Source organism: Paraburkholderia sp. UCT70, assembly GCF_050434085.1.
Classification (GTDB): domain Bacteria; phylum Pseudomonadota; class Gammaproteobacteria; order Burkholderiales; family Burkholderiaceae; genus Paraburkholderia; species Paraburkholderia tuberum.
On the sequence record NZ_JBNPVZ010000002.1, the window covers coordinates 3,177,973 to 3,195,847 of the forward strand.

Annotated in this window: 18 protein-coding genes and 1 pseudogene; 6 read left to right on the forward strand and 13 right to left on the reverse strand. The window is 64.5% G+C overall.

The window, feature by feature from the left end; all coding sequences use genetic code 11:
* Positions 1 to 34 precede the first annotated feature (34 nt).
* The 5 genes from OKW41_RS16960 to OKW41_RS16980 all read right to left on the reverse strand — a co-directional run bounded on the left by OKW41_RS16960 (position 35) and on the right by OKW41_RS16980 (position 4,957).
* Positions 35 to 1,438 carry an MFS transporter gene (locus OKW41_RS16960; protein ID WP_429573430.1) on the reverse strand — a complete coding sequence of 468 codons (1,404 nt, stop codon included), beginning with the start codon at positions 1,436 to 1,438 and terminating at the stop codon, positions 35 to 37.
* A 139-nt stretch (positions 1,439 to 1,577) separates the two neighbouring features.
* A complete protein-coding gene (locus OKW41_RS16965) occupies positions 1,578 to 2,342 on the reverse strand; it encodes an NTP transferase domain-containing protein (protein ID WP_429573232.1) in 765 nt (254 codons plus the stop codon).
* Between the two features lie 28 nt (positions 2,343 to 2,370).
* Positions 2,371 to 3,447 (reverse strand): lysylphosphatidylglycerol synthase domain-containing protein, encoded by a 1,077-nt coding sequence (locus OKW41_RS16970; RefSeq protein ID WP_429573233.1) that lies wholly within the window; start codon positions 3,445 to 3,447, stop codon positions 2,371 to 2,373.
* Positions 3,444 to 4,259 carry a HalD/BesD family halogenase gene (locus OKW41_RS16975; RefSeq protein WP_429573234.1) on the reverse strand — a complete coding sequence of 272 codons (816 nt, stop codon included), beginning with the start codon at positions 4,257 to 4,259 and terminating at the stop codon, positions 3,444 to 3,446. Before OKW41_RS16975 ends, OKW41_RS16970 begins: the two co-directional genes overlap by 4 nt.
* Positions 4,256 to 4,957: a CDP-alcohol phosphatidyltransferase family protein gene (locus OKW41_RS16980; protein WP_429573235.1), complete on the reverse strand. Its 702-nt coding sequence runs from the start codon at positions 4,955 to 4,957 to the stop codon at positions 4,256 to 4,258. The genes OKW41_RS16975 and OKW41_RS16980 overlap by 4 nt, the downstream gene beginning before the upstream one ends.
* Positions 4,958 to 5,197: 240 nt before the next feature.
* Here OKW41_RS16980 and OKW41_RS16985 point away from each other — a divergent pair, with 240 nt between their 5' ends.
* Entirely contained in the window at positions 5,198 to 5,629 is a 432-nt protein-coding gene (locus OKW41_RS16985; RefSeq protein WP_429444238.1) for a hypothetical protein, read from the forward strand.
* Positions 5,630 to 5,805: 176 nt separating this feature from the next.
* Here the strand turns inward: OKW41_RS16985 and OKW41_RS16990 are convergent, their stop codons facing one another.
* Entirely contained in the window at positions 5,806 to 6,327 is a 522-nt protein-coding gene (locus OKW41_RS16990) for a hypothetical protein (protein ID WP_184024828.1), read from the reverse strand.
* A 597-nt stretch (positions 6,328 to 6,924) separates the two neighbouring features.
* Here OKW41_RS16990 and OKW41_RS16995 point away from each other — a divergent pair.
* The 3 genes and pseudogenes from OKW41_RS16995 to OKW41_RS17005 all read left to right on the forward strand — a co-directional run bounded on the left by OKW41_RS16995 (position 6,925) and on the right by OKW41_RS17005 (position 8,970).
* Positions 6,925 to 7,638: pseudogene (locus OKW41_RS16995) on the forward strand (porin).
* A 165-nt stretch (positions 7,639 to 7,803) separates the two neighbouring features.
* Positions 7,804 to 8,313 (forward strand): hypothetical protein, encoded by a 510-nt coding sequence (locus OKW41_RS17000; RefSeq protein ID WP_429573236.1) that lies wholly within the window; start codon positions 7,804 to 7,806, stop codon positions 8,311 to 8,313.
* A 144-nt stretch (positions 8,314 to 8,457) separates the two neighbouring features.
* A complete protein-coding gene (locus OKW41_RS17005) occupies positions 8,458 to 8,970 on the forward strand; it encodes a metal-dependent hydrolase (RefSeq protein ID WP_429573237.1) in 513 nt (170 codons plus the stop codon).
* Between the two features lie 50 nt (positions 8,971 to 9,020).
* Here OKW41_RS17005 and epsC read toward each other — a convergent pair whose 3' ends face one another.
* Positions 9,021 to 9,947 carry a serine O-acetyltransferase EpsC gene (gene epsC, locus OKW41_RS17010; RefSeq protein WP_429573238.1) on the reverse strand — a complete coding sequence of 309 codons (927 nt, stop codon included), beginning with the start codon at positions 9,945 to 9,947 and terminating at the stop codon, positions 9,021 to 9,023.
* A 147-nt stretch (positions 9,948 to 10,094) separates the two neighbouring features.
* On the reverse strand, positions 10,095 to 10,328 hold the full coding sequence (locus OKW41_RS17015; RefSeq protein ID WP_013092363.1) for a hypothetical protein: 234 nt from the start codon (positions 10,326 to 10,328) through the stop codon (positions 10,095 to 10,097).
* 330 nt (positions 10,329 to 10,658) lie between these two features.
* Between OKW41_RS17015 and OKW41_RS17020 the strand changes: the two genes are divergently transcribed.
* Both OKW41_RS17020 and OKW41_RS17025 read left to right on the forward strand, forming a co-directional pair.
* Positions 10,659 to 11,111: a DUF3005 domain-containing protein gene (locus OKW41_RS17020; RefSeq protein ID WP_429573239.1), complete on the forward strand. Its 453-nt coding sequence runs from the start codon at positions 10,659 to 10,661 to the stop codon at positions 11,109 to 11,111.
* 140 nt (positions 11,112 to 11,251) lie between these two features.
* A complete protein-coding gene (locus OKW41_RS17025; RefSeq protein ID WP_429444240.1) occupies positions 11,252 to 11,857 on the forward strand; it encodes a short chain dehydrogenase in 606 nt (201 codons plus the stop codon).
* Between the two features lie 3 nt (positions 11,858 to 11,860).
* Here OKW41_RS17025 and araD read toward each other — a convergent pair whose 3' ends face one another.
* From araD to OKW41_RS17050, 5 genes are all read right to left on the reverse strand, one after another.
* Positions 11,861 to 13,597: an L-arabinonate dehydratase gene (araD, locus tag OKW41_RS17030; RefSeq protein ID WP_429444241.1), complete on the reverse strand. Its 1,737-nt coding sequence runs from the start codon at positions 13,595 to 13,597 to the stop codon at positions 11,861 to 11,863.
* Positions 13,598 to 13,628: 31 nt separating this feature from the next.
* The gene (locus tag OKW41_RS17035) at positions 13,629 to 14,570 is read right to left on the reverse strand and encodes an ABC transporter permease (RefSeq protein WP_429573240.1); all 942 of its coding nucleotides are present in this window, start codon (positions 14,568 to 14,570) and stop codon (positions 13,629 to 13,631) included.
* Positions 14,570 to 15,457 carry an ABC transporter permease gene (locus tag OKW41_RS17040; RefSeq protein ID WP_429573241.1) on the reverse strand — a complete coding sequence of 296 codons (888 nt, stop codon included), beginning with the start codon at positions 15,455 to 15,457 and terminating at the stop codon, positions 14,570 to 14,572. The genes OKW41_RS17035 and OKW41_RS17040 overlap by 1 nt, the downstream gene beginning before the upstream one ends.
* Positions 15,454 to 16,533, reverse strand: coding sequence for an ABC transporter ATP-binding protein (locus OKW41_RS17045; RefSeq protein WP_429573242.1), 1,080 nt, complete (start codon positions 16,531 to 16,533; stop codon positions 15,454 to 15,456). Before OKW41_RS17045 ends, OKW41_RS17040 begins: the two co-directional genes overlap by 4 nt.
* A gap of 170 nt (positions 16,534 to 16,703) precedes the next feature.
* Positions 16,704 to 17,873: an extracellular solute-binding protein gene (locus OKW41_RS17050; protein ID WP_429444245.1), complete on the reverse strand. Its 1,170-nt coding sequence runs from the start codon at positions 17,871 to 17,873 to the stop codon at positions 16,704 to 16,706.
* Positions 17,874 to 17,875: the final 2 nt, after the last annotated feature.

The following is a 17,875-nucleotide window of genomic DNA, read 5'->3' on the forward strand; positions in this document are numbered from 1 at the left end:
ACATCCTCATCGACGACGACATCCGCATGATGGCTTACGCGCGCCCGCGACGGCCGCGCGAGATCTCATTGCCCGCGTCTCGCGGCAGCCGCCGCGTAATCGGAATCGACAGGCACGAGAACAGACCGACGACGAGAAACGCCGGCCAGAAATCGGAGAACACGATGTTCGGATGCCCTTGCACACGATGCGAAATCTGCAGCACGATGCCCGAGATCGTCACGCCGAGGCCGAGCGACATCTGCTGGATGACGCTCGCGACACTCGTCGCGCGGCCGACGTCGCTGCCCGGAATATCGGCATAGGCCAGCGTATTGAGCGACGTGAATTGCAGAGAAGGAAAGAAGCCGCCCACCAGCACGATGCACCAGATCACCCAATGCGGCGTGCCGGGAAAGAACAACCCGTACACGGCGATCGCGAGACCCGCGCACGCGGCGTTGACCATCAGCACGGTACGAAAGCCGAAGCGTTCGAGAATGCGCGACGCCACCGTCTTCATGAAGATCGAACCGAACGCGGACGCGCACGTGATCGCGCCGGCTCTGAATGCGGTCATGCCGAGCCCTTCCTGCAACGCGAGCGGCAACAGGAACGGCACGGCGCCAAGACCGATCCGAAACAGCGAACCGCCGATCACGCTCGCATGAAAACTTGGAATGCGCAGCAAACGCAGATCGAGCACCGGCAGCGCGACGCGGCTCGCGTACAGCACATAAAGCAGCAGCAACACGATGCCGGTCACGCACATGCCGACCGATTGTCCCGTCGACACCAGTTCGCCGCCGACCAGCGAGAGCCCGAGCATGAACAGCGAAGCCCCGCTAGCCGACAGCACGAAGCCGAGCCAGTCGAGCCGGCCCGGATGCGGCTCGCGCGTATTGGCGATGTACTTGTTGGTGAGCCAGATGCCGAGCAGGCCGATCGGCACGTTGATCACGAAGATCAGACGCCAGTGCAGATAGGTGGTGATAAAGCCGCCGAGCGGCGGCCCGACCACTGGACCGAGCAACGCCGGCACCGTCAGATAGTTCATCGCGCGAATGAACTCCGACTTCGGCAGCGACCGGAAGATGATGATGCGGCCCACCGGCACCATCAGCGCGCCGCCGATGCCCTGCACGAAGCGCGCGAGCACGAAGGTATCGAGCGAAGTGGAGGCCGCGCACAGCAGCGAGCCCGCCATGAAGATGCCGATCGCGGTGCGGAACACGGTGCGCGAACCGAAGCGGTCGGCGACCCAGCCGCAGATCGGGATAAAGACGCCAAGGCCGATCACATACGCGGTGACCGCAAGCTTCAGCGTGATCGGATCATGACCGAGGTCGCGTGCCAGAACCGGCAGCGACGTCACGATGACCGTGCCGTCCACGTTTTCCATGAACATCGCGCACGCGACGATCAGCGGAACGATGAAAGCGCCTAAAGCGAGCAGCATTGTCATGGCGACGGGCGGCCAGCCATCAATGGAAAGCGTCGATTATGGCATCGCGGCGACAACAGATGTTGTCGCGCGAGGGGATTTTGCCGTATGCCATCGCGCGCTACCGTGCATCTTCGCGCGCGGCACGGACGCCTCAGCGCGATGCGCTGACGAGCGGCTGCAACTGCGGCAGGATCTCGTTGGCGGCGCGCGCGACGTCGTTCGGGAAGTCGATCTCGATCCACGGCGCGCCGGTCACCTCGGCCGTGTCGAACACCTGGCTGCGCTCGAGCAGCAGGTCGCGCACCGCCTCTTCGTGCGGCATGTTCGCGCGGCCGCTGTCGATATAGCCCGCGACGATCTGCGTGAAGCGTCGCGCGGTTTCCTCGCGCAAGCGGAAGAAACCGACCGACTCGCCAATCGTGTCGTACTCCAGATTGACCGCGAGCTGCTTGCGCAACTCGACCGGCACGCCGTCCTTCAGGCACAGCTTGACGGGCTCGTCGCCCGCTTCGAAATCGCGGTCGATCAGCAGACGGTTCACCGACTCGCCTGCCACCAGCGCGCTCAGGATGCGCTCGTCGTACAGCACGTCGGCGTCCATCAGCAGCACGTCGCCGCCGCGCGTCAACGCGTCGGCAACGGTATGCACGGTCAGCACGCTGCCCAGATCGAAGCGCGGATTGAGCACGGTCTCGACCTTGTGCGGCCAGTCGATGCGCGCGAGTTCCGCCTGCACGGATTCCGGCTGGAACCCGAGCGCCAGCACGACGTCGGTCACGCCGGCGGTTTCGAGCATCTGCAGATGCCGTTCGAGCAGGCTCATGCCGTCGAACTGCAACAGGCATTTCGGAAACTGGGCTTGCGGCGGCTGCTGGAGACGCAGGCCGAGGCCCGCTGCGAGAATGATTGCGCGCATGCGCGGTCCTTTGAAAAAAGTACGGAGGTCAATCGGCAACCGGCACACGCCGTGGAGCGCGCCGCCGTTGCCAGCTTCGTTCGCTGAAGTGCAATACAAGCAGGCCCGGCAGGCCCAGCAGGAGTTCACGCGCACGCTTGGCGAGCGACAACGCCAGCGCCGCGTCGGGCGGCAAACCCACCAGCGGCGCGAGCAGCAGATAGCCGCCCTCCTGCACGCCGAGCGAGCCCGGAATCATGAAGGCCGCGCCGCGAATCGCCTGGCCGATGCTTTCCAGCAGCAGCGCGTCGATCCAGCCGACCGGATGACCGAGAAAACGCAGCGCGAGCCATACCTCGGCCGTGCCGACGACCCATCCCACGAGGCTCAGCGCAAAGCTCGCCGCCACGCGACCGCGCTCGCGGTACAGCGACTGCACGGCGGCATCGACGGCTTCCGCGCGCGTCATCAGCGACGACCAGTCGCGCTTGCCGAACACCTTCGACACCACGCCCAGCAGCCGGCCGAACAGACCGCGCCGCTGCGCGAAGTAGAACGCGGCGATCAGCGCGCCGAGCACGCCGGTCGCAATCAGCGTTGCGGTGCGCAGGTCGTGCAGCGTGCCGTGCGCGGCGTACGCGCCGAACATCGCGAGGCCAGCGAGCGCGAACACGATTTGCGCGAGCGCCTGCCAGGTCGTGCTGACGGTGATCGCGGCGGCCGCGTCGCGCAGCAGCATGCCGCGCTGCGACAGTTGACGCACCATGACCACCGGGCCGCCGATCTGCCCAGCGGGCAGCAGGCTATTCACCGACTCGCCGATCCAGCGCGCGGACAGCGCATCGCGCAGCGAGGGTTCGGCTCGTGCAGCGCTCGTCGGGCGGCTGGTTGCACCGCTTGCTGGACCTTCATGCGCACCGTCACGCGAGGGGTGGTCGCACCTGAACAGCACGGCGATCGCAGCCGCATCGAGCACGAGCGGCATCACGTGGAACGCGGCGACGACGGCGAGCCCCCAGCCGGCTGCGAGCAAGGTCGACGCCACCGAGCCGAAGCCCTGCCATGCGAGCAGGCCGACGAACAGCGCCGAGCCGATCGACAGCAGAAGCAGCGCCGCCCGACTCACGCGGCGTCCTTGCCGCGCGAAGCCATCTGACGGAACACCTGGCGGAAACCGAAGTACGCGATCGCGTCCTTCATGTTGGAAACGAAGCGGCGCCACGGCCGCATGTTGGGATCGGTGACGTATTCGAACGTCAGCGACACACGCATCTCGTTCGAGCCGGACGGCGTGATGCGATGACGCAGCTTGTCGCCATCGAAAAACACGAGGCCGCCCGGCGGAATCTGCACCGAGCCCGGCTGGTCCGGCACCTCCGGATTGCGCGTATGCAGTTCGTAGTCGAGCCGGCACGACGATTCGTCGATCACGCCGAGCAGCAGCGTGTAGCGGCGTCCGTCGTAATACGAAGTATCGTAGTGCCAGCCGATATGGTCGCCGGGGCGCGTGTAGTAGTAGAGCGCGTAGGCGTGCGGATCGTCGGCGGGCGACACCTGCAACTGGTCGCCGCTAAGCTGCTCGAGCCAGCCGATCAACTCCTTCGAGCGATACAGCTCGGCGATGAACGGCGCGAGACGGTCGATCGTATGGCGGCCGACACTGCCGCCCTGCTTGTGACCCGGCAGATAGTTGCGGTTCACTTCGTCGAGCAGCGAGCGCGCGCTGTGTACCAGCTGCGCGGTCACTTCCGGCGCGAGGAAACCGTCCAGATGCAGAAACGCGTCCTGCGCGGCGAAGTCTTTACGCAGACGCGCGTTGTCGAACGTGCGGGTACGGCTCGCGACCGCGCGGTCGGCATCGGGCGCGGGCGTGAGCGCCGCCACGGGCGTGCCTGACGACACGGGCGCGATCACGTCGTCTTCGGCGTGCAGATTCATTTGCTGGCCCGCTGTTGACGGGATTCAGACGCGCTGGCGGCCTTGGCCGTCGGACGAGCGCTACGGCGCGCGATGCGCCAGTAGTCGATCACCACCCATACGGCGAACAGCGGCGCGCCGATCGACGCGACCACCACGAACGGCGCGACGATATTCGTCAGCGTGACGATGGGCAGCAGGTACAGCACGTCCTCGGTTTCGAAGCCCCCCATCGACGCCTGCTTCGTGCCGGCCTTGCCGACCATTTCTTCGGTCCGCATGCGCAAAAAGAAGATCAGGGCGACCGCGACACCAGCCACCGCGCCGAGCACGCCGGGCGCGAGCTTCACAGCGTCGATCTGCGCGCCGCCGACACCGATACCCATGCCGACGAACAGCATCACGGTCACGAGCGCATCACAGGCGAGGTCGTAAAAATGACCGATGCGGCTCGACTTGCCGCCCACTCGCGCGAGTTCGCCGTCCGTGTGATCGACGAAATTCGACAGGACGATCAGCAGCGCGCCCGCATTGGCCCACGCGAATCCCCCGTGCGCAAGGCACAGCGCGCCTGCGACGCCGATCAGCAGGCGCAGCGTGGTCAAATGGTTCGGGGTGACCCAGGTGTCAACTAGCGGTGTCACGAGCCGGCGGGCGAGCCGGGCGTCCCACGTACGCGGCGGCGGAACGTTGATTGGAGGTCGGGGTTGCGAAGTCATAAGGCGGAAATATATACGGGATTCTGAAAGCTTGCTGTTATGTCATACGTTGCTCTGCAATTTGCAAATGCCGTTCGTGTGTCCGTCACAAAGCGGAATTCACCGAATCGCTGTAAAGTGCGAATCCAGTTGTGCCAGTCACGCGGAATCTGTTCGATGTGCAGCACCGCTCGTGCCCTCCGGGGGATGGCGCAGTGGTTGCTAATCCACGACATCGACTGTTGACGCCCGCCTCCGCTCATGAACCGTCTGCTTGTCCCTCTGCTGTTTGCCGCCGCCGCCGCGCTGCCCCTTTCCTCGTTCGCCGTGGAGCTCGACGCGCCGCTGACATGCAATGAGAGCGGCCACCAGTTCATTGCCGATCTGATGCAGCAGCAGCTGATCAACCCGAAGCCAAGTCACGTCGAAAGCAACTCGATCAACGCGTTCTCGCCGATGCCCGATGCGCATCTGACCGCGTTCGGTTTCCACGTATTCGCGGTGGTGGGCTTCGAAAAGGACGACCCGATGTTCCGGGTCGGCGACGGCGAACCGGTCGCGCAGTCCGCGTATGGCGCGGTCGTGTTCGGCAGCGACGACAAGGTTAAAAGCGCGGTTGAAAACGCCGGCAGCACAGCGATCGTGCATCACGTCGCGCCGCTCATCACGGCGATTTTCTGCAAGCGCAGCTAGGGTTTGGCGAGACGTCGTATTCGACCGTTTCGCCACGATCGTCGATATCTTCGACCACGAGCCAGTTCGAGTGGCCAGTGAAATAGCAGCGCCGCTCTGCCAACTGCGTCATGATCGCCGGCAGTGTCAGCGACCAGCGGATCCGATCACGACGCAACCGCGCCTACAACCGCCACTTACCCCGGCCGACGAAACTCGTTTGCCACCCACGCCGCCGCGCTCGCCTTGCTGAGCTTGAACGTTGGCGCAACCTGCACTTGCGCGATCTGCTCGCCGAAAATATCGAGCGCGCTCAACAGTGCGTACGGCTCGTCTTCGTCGGGGACGATGTCGAGCGTGATGTCGAGTTCGTCGTTGCCGTCCGCGCTCGGCACGCGCACTGTCTTGTGCAGTTGCGCGCGCAGCTGCTGCTCGTGACGACGCAGCACTTCCGCCGCGGTTTTCACGAGCGTGTTGAACGCCGATACGTCGAGCGGCTTCGGATCCTTCTTGTTGCGGCCCATCGTCCACGGTCCGACGAGCGCAGGCTCCGCCTCGCCGTCCTTGATCATTTCGACGGCCCAGCCTTCGTCGTCTTCGTTCTTGATGATGCGCGCGGTCCAGCCGTTGTCGCGCCACAGACGTTCTTCATGCACGCTGTCATCCGGTCCGAGGAACTCGGCATTCGTGTCGGTCGAGGGAAAGGGCGTGTCGGTCATCACAGGTTCACTCACTTCGCGGGGCGCACAAACAGATTTCGAACCCGCGATTCTACCTGCCCAGCCCGCTTGGCCCTGCTCGCTCTGACGAACGGACAAGGCGCGTTCGGAACGGCGCAGCCGCTCCACGCGCGAAAAGTTATATTTACCCTACGCGACGATGTATAAATCCGCTTTAAATTTCAGATAAAAAAACGCGGCCCGAAAGCCGCGTGTAAAAATGAAAAAGACGCCCTTTGGTCGAAGGGGTCTATCGAAATTATAAGTGGCATCCCTCCTCGATTTAAGGCTTTCTTCGAAAGACTGCATTGCGCAAAACCGTGGGAATCAGCGCAAACGGCCTCGTCCGCTTTCCCCTTGTGCTCGCCGCGAGGCCTTGAGCCGTTACGGCCCGACAATAGCCTCAGACTTGACAACGCGTCCCGCCATTGATCGTAAAAAATAGTTTCTTTTTGCGGATCTGCACTTACGCGATTAATTCACAGAATCGCGGATTCGAAAATAAACCGCTGTAAGGCGCGTGTTTAAATATCCGCATAGCGGCAATTACACTTCGCTGCGAATCGACAGTCAACGGGGCGCCAGCACCATCCTTCGCTGGAATGCCGATTCGCCGCCCACGCGCAAAGCAGCGTCACGTTGTACGGCTCGCTCGACGCGGGCCTCATCTACTCGAACAACCAGCTCGGTCACAGCAACTGGCAGCAGGGCAGCGGCTCGCTGTCGAACACCTACTTTGGTCTGCGCGCCAGCGAGGACCTCGGCGGCGGTCTGCATGTGATCTTCACGTTGGAAAACGGCTTCAACCTGAACAATGGCCAGAACGGCGAAAGCAACACGATGTTCAATCGCCAGGCGTTCGTCGGCCCGAAGAGCGATCAGTTCGCCGGCTCCCGCGGGCTTCGTCTACACGCACACGCAACTTGACGGCATCATCGGCGTGAACGTCGGCGGCGCGATGCTGCCGGGCATCGCGAGCGCCAACCTGCATCTGGACAACTACGAAGTGGACGGCCGTTATGCGCTGACGCCGGCATTGAGCGTCTCCGCTTCGTACACGTTCACCGACGGCAAGATCAGTGGTTCGAACGGCTCGGGCGATCCGAAGTGGCGCACCGTGTCGCTGCAGAGCGATTACTCACTGATTACTCACTGAGCAAGCGCACCGACGTGTACCTCGAAGGCGTGTACCAGCATGCATCGGGCGAACTCGGCGACTTCGGCGCGAACGTCGCGGCGATCAATACGCTTGCGCCGTCGTCGACCGGCAACCGGGTCGCCGCGGCAGTCGGTCTGCGGCATCGCTTCTGACGGCGGTTCTCATCACGCTTTTCATGCAGGCATTGCGCCGCGCGGCCATCCCCGCGTGGCGCGGTCGAACCCACGCGACACGATCACGTTCGAGTATTTTCACGGGCCTTACGGTTTGCCGTCAGACCAATAAACGCATGGCCGCGCTAGTGACGACGTCGACACATGCTCGGTATACTGCCCCGGCCGCCGTGCGACGCCGCGAAACCGCGCCGCCTGCACGGCTGCTTCGTCGCGAAGCATCGCGCTGTACGTCAGCGCATCGCGCTTCGCCCGCGCCTCACCTTCCCATGCATGACCGGGTATGCCGACGATCGGATCATGAAAAGACTTCTCCTGCTTGCCCCAGCTGTCGCCCTCACCGCCACCCTCGCCGCTTGCGGTTCATCGGGCGGCCCCGCGCGCGATGCGTCCGCACCGCTCGTGTACGTGTCGTCGTCACGCACGCCTGCGTCCATCGCCGCCTGCCTCGAAGAACGTCTGCCGCGCGTGCGCACCTCGCACGCCGGCGCGGCAACCGAACTTGCGGTCGGTGCCGATTCGCACAACTCGTACTTCGTCACGCTGACCCCGCTCAACGGCAACACGGTCATCAAGGTCGTGCATCCGGCCAATGCGCCCGACGATCCGCCCGAAGAGGAAATGCGCTTCGATATCGCGCGCTGCGCGACCTGAGCGGCGCGCTTGAACGCCGTGCGCGTCATGCACGGAAGGCCGGTGCGCGAATTTTTATCTCGCGCATCGGCTATTTTTTTACGCGCCCATCTGCGAACATAGCCGCCCTTTGTTTTTCGCGCGGCACGTGTGCCGCGAGTTTCGATGGCATCCAGCAAAGCGCATCATGCGACCGGTTTCGCAGCCGGCATCATCGCGGCGGCGATCGTCGCGCGCAGCGGCGGCGGTCCGTTTCATGCTGGCGTGCTGCTGAGCTTCATCGCCGGCGTGGCCGGCAGCACCGCGCCGGACTGGCTCGAAGTCGCATGGTGGTCGCGCGCGCGGCGGCTGTGGATCACGCATCGCACGTTGACGCATTGGGGCATCGGCTGGCTCGCGCTGCTCGCGGTGTCGTATCACACGCTCGGACATTCGATCTACGCGGCGCCCGCGTTCGGCTTCGCGTGCGGCGGCCTGATGCATCTGCTCGCCGACTGGCCGAATCCGCTCGGCGTGCCGTGGATCGCCGGGCGACATTCGTTGAATCTATGGAATAGCGGGCACTGCGATCTGATCGTCGTCGCGGCGTCTTGGGCGGCCGCGTGGTTTATCGGCGAGCATGTGTGGCTGCATGGCATGCATGCGTTGCCGCGGTTGCGCCATTGGCCGATCGGCTAGGCGCAGCGATGCAATCGGCCCGACGCGCGGGCGCGGCGGCTAGCCATGCATCATTGCCGTCCATTGTCGGTGCGCTCTCCTTCGCGGACCTTGCCTTGCGATACGCTGCTGCCCGGCGGCACGCTATGCGTGAGCCACACGTTGCCGCCGATCACCGACCCGCGCCCGATCGTCACGCGTCCGAGAATCGTCGCGCCCGCGTAGATCACGACATCGTCCTCGACGATCGGATGCCGGGCGTTGCCCTTGATCAGCGTGCCGTCCTCATCGGCCGCGAAGCTCTTCGCGCCGAGCGTGACCGCCTGGTACAAGCGCACGCGCTCGCCGATGATCGCTGTCTCGCCGATCACCACGCCGGTGCCGTGATCGATGAAGAAGCTCGGCCCGATCGTCGCGCCCGGGTGAATGTCGATGCCGGTCGCCGAGTGCGCGATCTCGTTGATGAAGCGCGCCAGCAGCGGCACGCCGAGCCGATGCAGCGCATGCGCGAGCCGATGATGCGTCATCGCCCACACGCCCGGATAGCACAGCAGGATTTCGGTGATGTGCTGCGCGGCGGGGTCGCCGGTGTACGCAGCCTGGATGTCGCTGACGAGCAGCGCGCGTATGCCCGCCAGCTGCGTCGCGAACTCGCGCGCCACCGCGAACGCGCGCTCCCGCAACTCGGCGTCGGGCGTCGCGCCGAACTCGGGCAGGAAGCGCAGCGCGCGGCGAATCTGTTCGGCGAGCAGCCGCAACGTGCTTTCGAGCGTGTGGCCGACGTAGTAGTCGACCGTCTCGTCGGTTAGATCGGGCGCGCCGTAATGCGTCGGAAACATCGCGGCGCGCAGACCGGCCACGATATTGACCACCGCTTCGCGCGATGGCAATTCGCGAATGCCGAGCGGATGCCGCGTGCGATGCAATTGCTCGCGCGAGGCGCGCAGGTCGGCGACGATCTGTTCAAGGCCCCAGTTATGGGAAGGCTCGTTGGGCATAAGAGACGGCGCCGTGCGGCGTGCACGGTTCGAAGTGGTTATCGAGCAGAGATTACCGCGTTTTAACGGTGCCCGCCCGGCAGCGCGCAGGTCGGCTCGGATTCATTGCGTCGACGTGCGCTGGCACGCACGCATCGTTCCCTGACTTCAGATAGTCAGACTGCTCGCGTCGATCCAGCGCACTGCCCAATCGCGCGCGTGCGCGATGGCAGCGGCTTCGTCGGAGAAGCGCAGTTCCGTGGGAAAGAAACGGTTAGCGACCAGTTCGCCGTCGCTCGAGCGCGAGATCACCACATACGGTTGCCAGGAGCCGTCGCCCGAGCGCGCCGGTTCGCAATTCAGAAGATAGCCGCGATGTGTGAATGCAGCATCGAAGTGCATGAGTCACCCGCCCCTGAAGCCCCGTAACATTTTCTCAGTCCCGCGGCCATTTGTTTGTTAGTTTTTTCCGACCATGCTGGAACAGCCGGAGCATGCCGCCAATTTATCCGCGCGTCGGTCGCAGGAGTAAGATCATACTCTGTAGAAAATACGCGTCCATTAAAAAAAACGAAATGAATCGCGGATGTCATCGCCATTCAATCGCGAGGTAACGCCACTCGCATCGAAGGATGGCGGACAACGCATCGCGACTCCCGCGCACTGCGGCGCCGTGTCAGTCGGAACGGCTTTTGCTCTTTTCTTCGAATGTCCGCTTCAGGAGAATGCACGATGAACAGCGCGATCAGCAAACCCGAAAACGCCGGTACGAAACCGGACCCGAAGGACCCACGAAGCACGGACCTGCACAACGACCGCACGCACGACAGCACCGTCGACACCGACGGCAAGAACCGCGAAGCGGCCCGTCTGGCGGGCCACGGCGCGATCTCGCCCGACGCGGTCACGACCAGCAATGCGACGCTCGACAACAGCGTGCCCGAGTCGCTCGATGGCATGGCTGGCTTCGACAGCCGGGTCGGCGGCAACCATCTGCTGCTCGCGCTCGAGCCGGGCTACGCGGTGATCGACAAGGGCATGGCCGAGCCGCTCGCCGCCTACTCGGCCGACCATCAGTACGACGACCCGCGTCCGGTCGGAAAGCGCCACGATCGTGGCCGCATTCACTATGCGCTCAATCATTTGCGGCCTGCGCGCGTAATCGAATTACATCGGGTGAAATAGGCGCGCGTATCATCCCTTTATACGCGCGCGTTTGAATTACCGGGTTTATTCCGATTTATCAGGCAATCACGCAGCACGCACTGTTTTATTCTGGTGCGTGCTTTGCTTGGTTTAACGCTGGTCGTTTAACGGAGTTGCGGATGAAAAGAATCGTCGTCGTCGGTGCCACGGGCACGCTGGGCCAGGCGATCCGCGCGGAGCTGAAGGCGCGTCACGAAGTGATCGAGGTGGGCGCGACGCGCGGGCAATATCACGTCGATAGCACGGACCCGGCGAGCGTCGAGCGGCTGTTTCGCGACATCGGCAAGGTGGACGGCGTCGTCACCGCGACCGGCAAGGTGCATTTCGGTCCGCTGGAGCAGATGAGCATCGAGCAGTTCTGGGTCGGGCTGCGCGACAAGCTGATGGGCCAGATCAACGTCGTATTCGCGGCGCTGCCGTATGTGAACGACGGCGGATCGTTCACGCTGACGAGCGGCATTCTGGGCGACGAGCCGATCCCGCAGGGAGCGAGCGCGACGACCGTCAATCTCGCGCTTGAGGGCTTCGTGCGCGGCGCCGCGATCGAACTGCCGCGCGGGTTGCGCATCAACGTGGTGAGTCCGACCGTGCTGACCGAGTCGATGGAGGCTTACGCGCCGTTCTTTCGCGGCTTCGAGCCCGTCAGCGCGCAACGCGCGGCGCTTGCTTATCTGCGCAGTGTGGAAGGGGCGCAGACGGGGCGCGTGTATCGCGTGGGGTATTGAACCTCAGTGAATCTCCGGCTCGCCCGAACTATCGGGACTCACGCCGCTGCGCTGCAGGAAGTCGAAATCGCAGCCTTGATCCGCCTGCATCACGTGCGCCTGATGCAGGGCGCCATAGCCGCGCTCGAAGCGCGCAGCGGGTTTGACCCACGCGGCTTTGCGGCGCGCGAGCTCTTCGTCCGATACCAGCAGATTCAGCCTGCGGCGCGGCACATCGAGCTCGATCAGATCGCCGCTTCGCACCAACGCCAGCGGCCCACCGACGAATGCCTCGGGCGCCGCGTGCAGCACGCACGCGCCATAGCTCGTGCCGCTCATCCGCGCGTCAGAGATGCGCACCATGTCGCGCACGCCTTTTTGCAGCAGCTTGCGCGGAATCGGCAGTTGACCCCATTCGGGCATACCCGCGCCGACCGGCCCCGCGTGCTGCAGCACGAGCACGCAGCTTTCGTCGATGTCGAGTGCGTCGTCGTCGATGCGCGCGGCCATGTCGTCGTAGTCGCTGAACACGACCGCACGGCCCGTATGCACGAGCAGATGCGGCTCGGCCGCGCCCGGCTTGATCACGGCGCCGTCGGGCGCGAGATTGCCGCGCAGCACCGCGAGGCTGCTGTCGCGCAGTAGCGGATTCGTGCGGCGGCGGATCACGTCGTCGTTGAAAATGCGCGCGCCGGCAAGGTTCTCGCCGAGCGTGCGGCCGTTCACGGTTTTCTGCGAGCCGTCGATCAGTTCGCCCAGTTCCGCGAGCAGCCCGCGCAAACCACCCGCGTAGAAAAAGTCCTCCATCAGATAGGCGCCGGTCGGTCTGATGTTCGCGAGCACGGGCGTGCGGCGCGCGATCTCGTCGAAGCGGTCGAGCGTCAACTCGATGCCCGCGCGCCGTGCAAGCGCGATCATATGCACGACCGAATTGGTCGACCCGGACAGCGCGACACAAGTCGTCACCGCGTTATCGACCGATGCCGCCGTGATCAGGTCCGACGGCTTCAGATCCTCCCACACCATCTCGACGATACGCATGCCGGTTTTCGCGGCCATCTGCGCATGCCGCGAATCGGGCGCGGGAATCGACGCGAAGCCGGGCAGCGTGAAGCCCAGCGCTTCGGCCGCGCTCGTCATCGTCGATGCGGTGCCCATCGTCATGCAGTGACCGGGCGAGCGCGCGATGCCACCCTCGACGCCCTGCCAGTCGTCCGGCGTCAGCGTGCCCGCGCGCAGTTCGGCCCAGTAGCGCCATGAATCGGAACCCGAGCCGAGCGTCACGCCGTTCCAGTTGCCGCGCAGCATCGGGCCGGCGGGCAGAAAGATGGCGGGCAGATCCATCGAGATCGCGCCCATCAACAAAGCGGGCGTGGTCTTGTCGCAGCCGCCCATCAACACGACGCCGTCGGCGGGATACGAGCGCAGCATCTCCTCGGCTTCCATCGCGAGGAAATTGCGGTACAGCATCGTGGTGGGCTTCTGAAACGGCTCGGACAGCGTCTGCACAGGCAGCTCGATCGGAAAGCCGCCGGCCTGCCAGATGCCGCGTTTCACTTCCTCGACGCGCTGCTTGAAATGCGTGTGGCACGGATTGATCTCGCTCCACGTGTTCAGAATCGCGATGACCGGCTTGCCCGCGTATTCGTCGCGGTTGTAGCCCATCTGCGCGGTGCGCGAGCGGTGGCCGAACGAACGCAGATCGTTCGCGCCGTACCAGCGATGACTGCGCAATTCCTCGGGGGTCTTTCTCTTCGTCAACGTCTACTCCACGATTGGCGCCGACCATACGTCAGCGCCTCTGTTCTTTCACGCGGGACACGATCTGCGTCGGGCTCACGAATTGTAGTGCGATGAGCACCCAGATCAACGTGATCGCCATATAGATCATCGCCATCGCATCGATCGATTGCGGCGCGCGCACGCCGGTCGAAAACACAGCGTAGTACAACGCGACCACCAGCGTTTGCGTGGCCGGACCGGCCGTAAAAAACGTCAGCTCGAACATGCCGATCGTGCGCACCAGCACGAGCAGCCCTGCCGCCAGCATGCCCGGCACGAGCAGCGGCAGCAGCACGTAACGGAAATAGCGGAACGTGTTCGCGCCGAAAATGCGCGCGGCCGCTTCGAGATTCGGATCGATCTGCTCGATGAACGGCGTCATCACCAGAATCACGAACGGCAGCGCCGGTACGAGATTCGCAAGAATCACGCCCCATAGCGTGCCGGCGAGTCCGACCTTGTACATCGCGGTCGCCATCGGAATGCCGTAGGTGACGGGCGGCACCATCAACGGCAGCAGAAAGATCAGCATCGCAAGGCGCTTGCCGCGAAATTGCACGCGCGCGAGCGCATACGCAGCCGGCACGCCGAGCAGCACCGAAAGCAGCACGACCGCGCCGACCACCTGCACGGTCACCCACAGCACGCTCGCGAGCTGGAAGTCGCTCCACGCCTGCGCATACCAGTGCAGCGTGAAGCCTTGCGGCAACGCGGTGCCGAACCAGCGCGTCGCGATCGAATTCACCGCGACGGTCGCAATCAGCAGCACGACGTTGATCAGGAAGAACGCCATCACGGCCCACACCAGCACCTGCCAGATGCGGCCCGGCAGATTCGCGCGCTGACGCGCATGTTGCGCTGGCTCGCGGGCGCCGTCGCCCGGCTGAGGCGCCGTGGAAGCGGAGGTGGACGCGGACCAGTCGGGCTGCGTCGCGCGACGATCGGTCGTCATCAGCCTTTGCCTCCCGTTACGGGACCACGATAGAACCAGCGGCGCGCGCCGAGCAGCGCGGCGACCACCAGCAGTTGCACGAAGCCCATCACCATCGCGATCGCCGATGCGAGCGGATAGTCGTAGCTCTCGAACGCGGCTTCGGCCGCGGCAATCGACATCACGCGCGTCGGACCCGCGGGCGCGCCGAGCAGCACCGCCGACGGAAACACCGAGAACGCCTGCACGAACGACAGACACGCGGCCATCGTGAGCCCCGGCACGAGCAGCGGCAGATAGATGCGGCGAAACTGCTGCCACGGACTCGCGCCGAGCGTCGCGGCCGCGCTTGCGAGCGTCGGGTCGATGCCGGTCACGTACGACAGCGTCAGCAGAAACGCGAACGGAAAGCCCGACACGATCAGCGACAGCAGCACGCCCGTGAAGTTGTGCGTGAGCCGCACCTCTTGCGTGTACAGATGCAGCGCCTGCAACGCCTGCGGCAGCCAGCCATGCGGACCGAAGTAGGTGAGCATGCCGTCGGCGATCAGCACGGTGCCGAGCGTCACCGGGATCACCAACAGCGTCGTGACGATCTTCTGATACCGCGAGTAGCGGCGCAGCGCGAACGCGACCGGCACCGACACGCCGACGTTGATCAGCGTGGCCGGCACCGACAGCTTCAGCGTAACGAGAATCGTCGGCCACATCGACGTGTCGGTGAAGAACGTCAGATAGTTGGCCCACACGCCGCCGCCGTTCATCGGCCGGAACGACAGCGCGAGACCATACACGAACGGATAGATGAACAGCGCGACGATAAAGAGCAGCGCGGGCGCGACGAGCCAGGCCTTGGCATCGCGCGGCGCGCGGGACGTAAGCGGCGGGACAAGCGTCGGCGTGTTCATGCGGCCTCGGCGTCGTAGACGAGCACGCACGACGGCCGCACGCGCAGCGTGATGCGCTCGCCCTCCGCGCATTCACCGGTCACGCGCGCCCACACGTCGCCGAACGCGGTCTTCACGCGCAGCAGCGAATCGTGTCCGCCGTATTCGACCGCGTCGATCAGCGCCTCGAACGCGTTGTCGGCGCCGGGCTCGGCGCGCTCCATGTCTTCGGGGCGCAGCGCGACACTCACGCGTTTGCCGTCAAAGCCGGCCATCGGCGTGCCGATGAGCCGCACGCCGTTAGCACCGACCACGACGCCATCGCCTTGCATTCCCTCCAGCGTGAACTCGGCGACATTGCGATAACCCATGAAGCGCGCGACATGCAGATTGCGCGGCCGCGTATAGGCCTCTTTCGGCGTCGCGACCTGCTGCACGACGCCCTCCCTCATCACGACGATGCGATCGGCCATCGACAGCGCTTCGTCCTGATCATGCGTCACGTACAGCGTCGCGCGTTCGAGCTGCGTATGGATGCGGCGAATTTCCGCGCGCATTTCGATGCGCAGCTTCGTATCGAGATTGGACAGCGGCTCGTCCATCAGGATCAGCGGCGGCTCGATCACGATCGCACGCGCGATCGCGACACGCTGCTGCTGGCCACCGGACAATTGGCCGGGCAGCTTGTGCTCATGACCGGTCAGTTGCACCAGTTTCAAGGCCTCGCGTGCACGGCGCGCGATCTCGCTTCTGCCGACGCCGCGCATTTTCAGGCCGAAGCCGACGTTGTCCAGCACGCTCATATGCGGGAACAGCGCGTAGTTCTGGAACACCATGCCGAAGCCGCGCTTTTCCGGCGGCAGCACGTCAATGCGCCGCTCGTCGAGCCAGATGCCGCCGCCGGTGAGCGGCTGCAATCCGGCGATGCAGTTCAGCGCCGTCGATTTGCCACAACCCGACGGCCCCAGCAGCGCGATGAACTCGCCGCGCCGGATCGTCAGATCGAGACCCTGCAGCGCGGCGATCGCGTGGCCTTGCGCGTTGGTGAAACTGCGGCTCACCGAATCGAGCCGCAACTGCTCAAAGTGATGCTTCATGGCGGTTTCCTGATCCGCGTGAGGCGACGGATGTCGCGAGTGCCGCGCGTGCGGTGGGCGCGGCGCATCAGGCAGTTAAGCCGAGGCGCGTGATCGCTGAAAACACGCAGCGCGGCGGTGCCTCACGCCGCGCTGCGTTTCGCCTCGTTTTCCGTCGCAATGGTGAAGGCCTAACGGGTCTTCTGCGCGCCGATGTCGCTATCCCACTTCCTGAAGGCGGCGACCATCGCTGCTGCATTGAGCGGCAAAGCATGCGGACGATCGGCCAACATCTTCGCGTATTCGGGCCGGCCATACTTTTGCAGTACCTCCTGGCTATGCGCGGGCGCCTGCTCGACGGAGACGCCCTTGATCGCGGGGCCAGGATAGAAGTAGCCGTCGTCGTAGGTCAGCGCCTGCTGCGCGGGCTCCAGCATGAAGGTCATCATCTTGTACAGCACGTCGAGCTTTTCCTTCGGCACGCCCTTCGGGACCACCATGTAGTGCGCGTCGTTGACCCACGTCATGTTGTCGAACGGCTGTACGCGGAATTCGGCCGGCACGATGCCGAGCGCGCGCGGATTGATGTCCCAGCCGGTCACGGTCACGGTCATGTCGCGCGTGCCTTCGCCCAGTTCCTTCATCACCGCCGAGGTACCGCCCGGATAGTACGGTATGCAGTCGTTCAACTGCTTCAGGAACGCCCACGTCTTGTCCCAGCCGTGCACCGGGTCCTGCGGGTCCTTGTCGCCGAGCACGTAGGGCAAGCCCATCAGGAACGTGCGGCCTGGACCGGAATTGGCCGGCCGCGCGTAGATCAGCTTGTCGGGGTGGGCCTTGCACCATTGCAGCAGTTGCTCGGGTGTCTTCGGCGGATCGCTGACCTTGGCCGGGTTGTATTCGAGCAGCGGACCAGCCGGCATATACGCGACCTCGAGCCCGTAGCCTTGCGCGAGATCCTGCATCTTGCGCGGGCCCGGCGCGTACTTGTCGAGCACGCCGGTGAACTGCGCCGCGTTGTCAGGCAGCAGCTTGATCCACAGGTTCTGTTCGATGCCGGCCGCGAGCGCATCGGTGCCGGTCAAAACGAGGTCGATGTCGGAGCGGCCCGCGGCTTGCATCGCCTTGATCTTGCCGGGCAATTGCGGCGCGGGCGCGTTCGTGAACGTGATGTTCGCGACGAGATTCGGATTCTTCGCCTTGAACGCCTCGAAGCCCTTCTGCGTGAGTTGAAGATCGCCGGCCACGTCGACGATATTGATCGTGACCGGATCGGCCGCGTGCGCGGCAAGGGCGAACGCCGCGCTCGCGGCGATACAGACGGATACCAGCTTGAACGACAACCTGTGCGAAACAGTCATTG

Coding starts and splice junctions, on each gene's coding strand:
- OKW41_RS17015 (WP_013092363.1), bottom strand. CDS start 10,328: ATGCACTTCGATGCTGCATTCACACATCGCGGCTATCTTCTGAATTGC.
- epsC (WP_429573238.1), bottom strand. CDS start 9,947: ATGCCCAACGAGCCTTCCCATAACTGGGGCCTTGAACAGATCGTCGCC.
- OKW41_RS16975 (WP_429573234.1), bottom strand. CDS start 4,259: ATGAATCTGCACGCCGAAGACGACGTGATCGCGCCCGTGTCGTCAGGC.
- OKW41_RS17020 (WP_429573239.1), top strand. CDS start 10,659: ATGAACAGCGCGATCAGCAAACCCGAAAACGCCGGTACGAAACCGGAC.
- OKW41_RS16960 (WP_429573430.1), bottom strand. CDS start 1,438: ATGCTGCTCGCTTTAGGCGCTTTCATCGTTCCGCTGATCGTCGCGTGC.
- OKW41_RS17050 (WP_429444245.1), bottom strand. CDS start 17,873: ATGACTGTTTCGCACAGGTTGTCGTTCAAGCTGGTATCCGTCTGTATC.
- OKW41_RS16980 (WP_429573235.1), bottom strand. CDS start 4,957: ATGACTTCGCAACCCCGACCTCCAATCAACGTTCCGCCGCCGCGTACG.
- OKW41_RS17035 (WP_429573240.1), bottom strand. CDS start 14,570: ATGACGACCGATCGTCGCGCGACGCAGCCCGACTGGTCCGCGTCCACC.
- OKW41_RS16990 (WP_184024828.1), bottom strand. CDS start 6,327: ATGACCGACACGCCCTTTCCCTCGACCGACACGAATGCCGAGTTCCTC.
- OKW41_RS17000 (WP_429573236.1), top strand. CDS start 7,804: ATGCTCGGTATACTGCCCCGGCCGCCGTGCGACGCCGCGAAACCGCGC.
- OKW41_RS17025 (WP_429444240.1), top strand. CDS start 11,252: ATGAAAAGAATCGTCGTCGTCGGTGCCACGGGCACGCTGGGCCAGGCG.
- OKW41_RS16985 (WP_429444238.1), top strand. CDS start 5,198: ATGAACCGTCTGCTTGTCCCTCTGCTGTTTGCCGCCGCCGCCGCGCTG.
- OKW41_RS17045 (WP_429573242.1), bottom strand. CDS start 16,533: ATGAAGCATCACTTTGAGCAGTTGCGGCTCGATTCGGTGAGCCGCAGT.
- OKW41_RS17040 (WP_429573241.1), bottom strand. CDS start 15,457: ATGAACACGCCGACGCTTGTCCCGCCGCTTACGTCCCGCGCGCCGCGC.
- OKW41_RS16965 (WP_429573232.1), bottom strand. CDS start 2,342: ATGCGCGCAATCATTCTCGCAGCGGGCCTCGGCCTGCGTCTCCAGCAG.
- OKW41_RS17005 (WP_429573237.1), top strand. CDS start 8,458: ATGGCATCCAGCAAAGCGCATCATGCGACCGGTTTCGCAGCCGGCATC.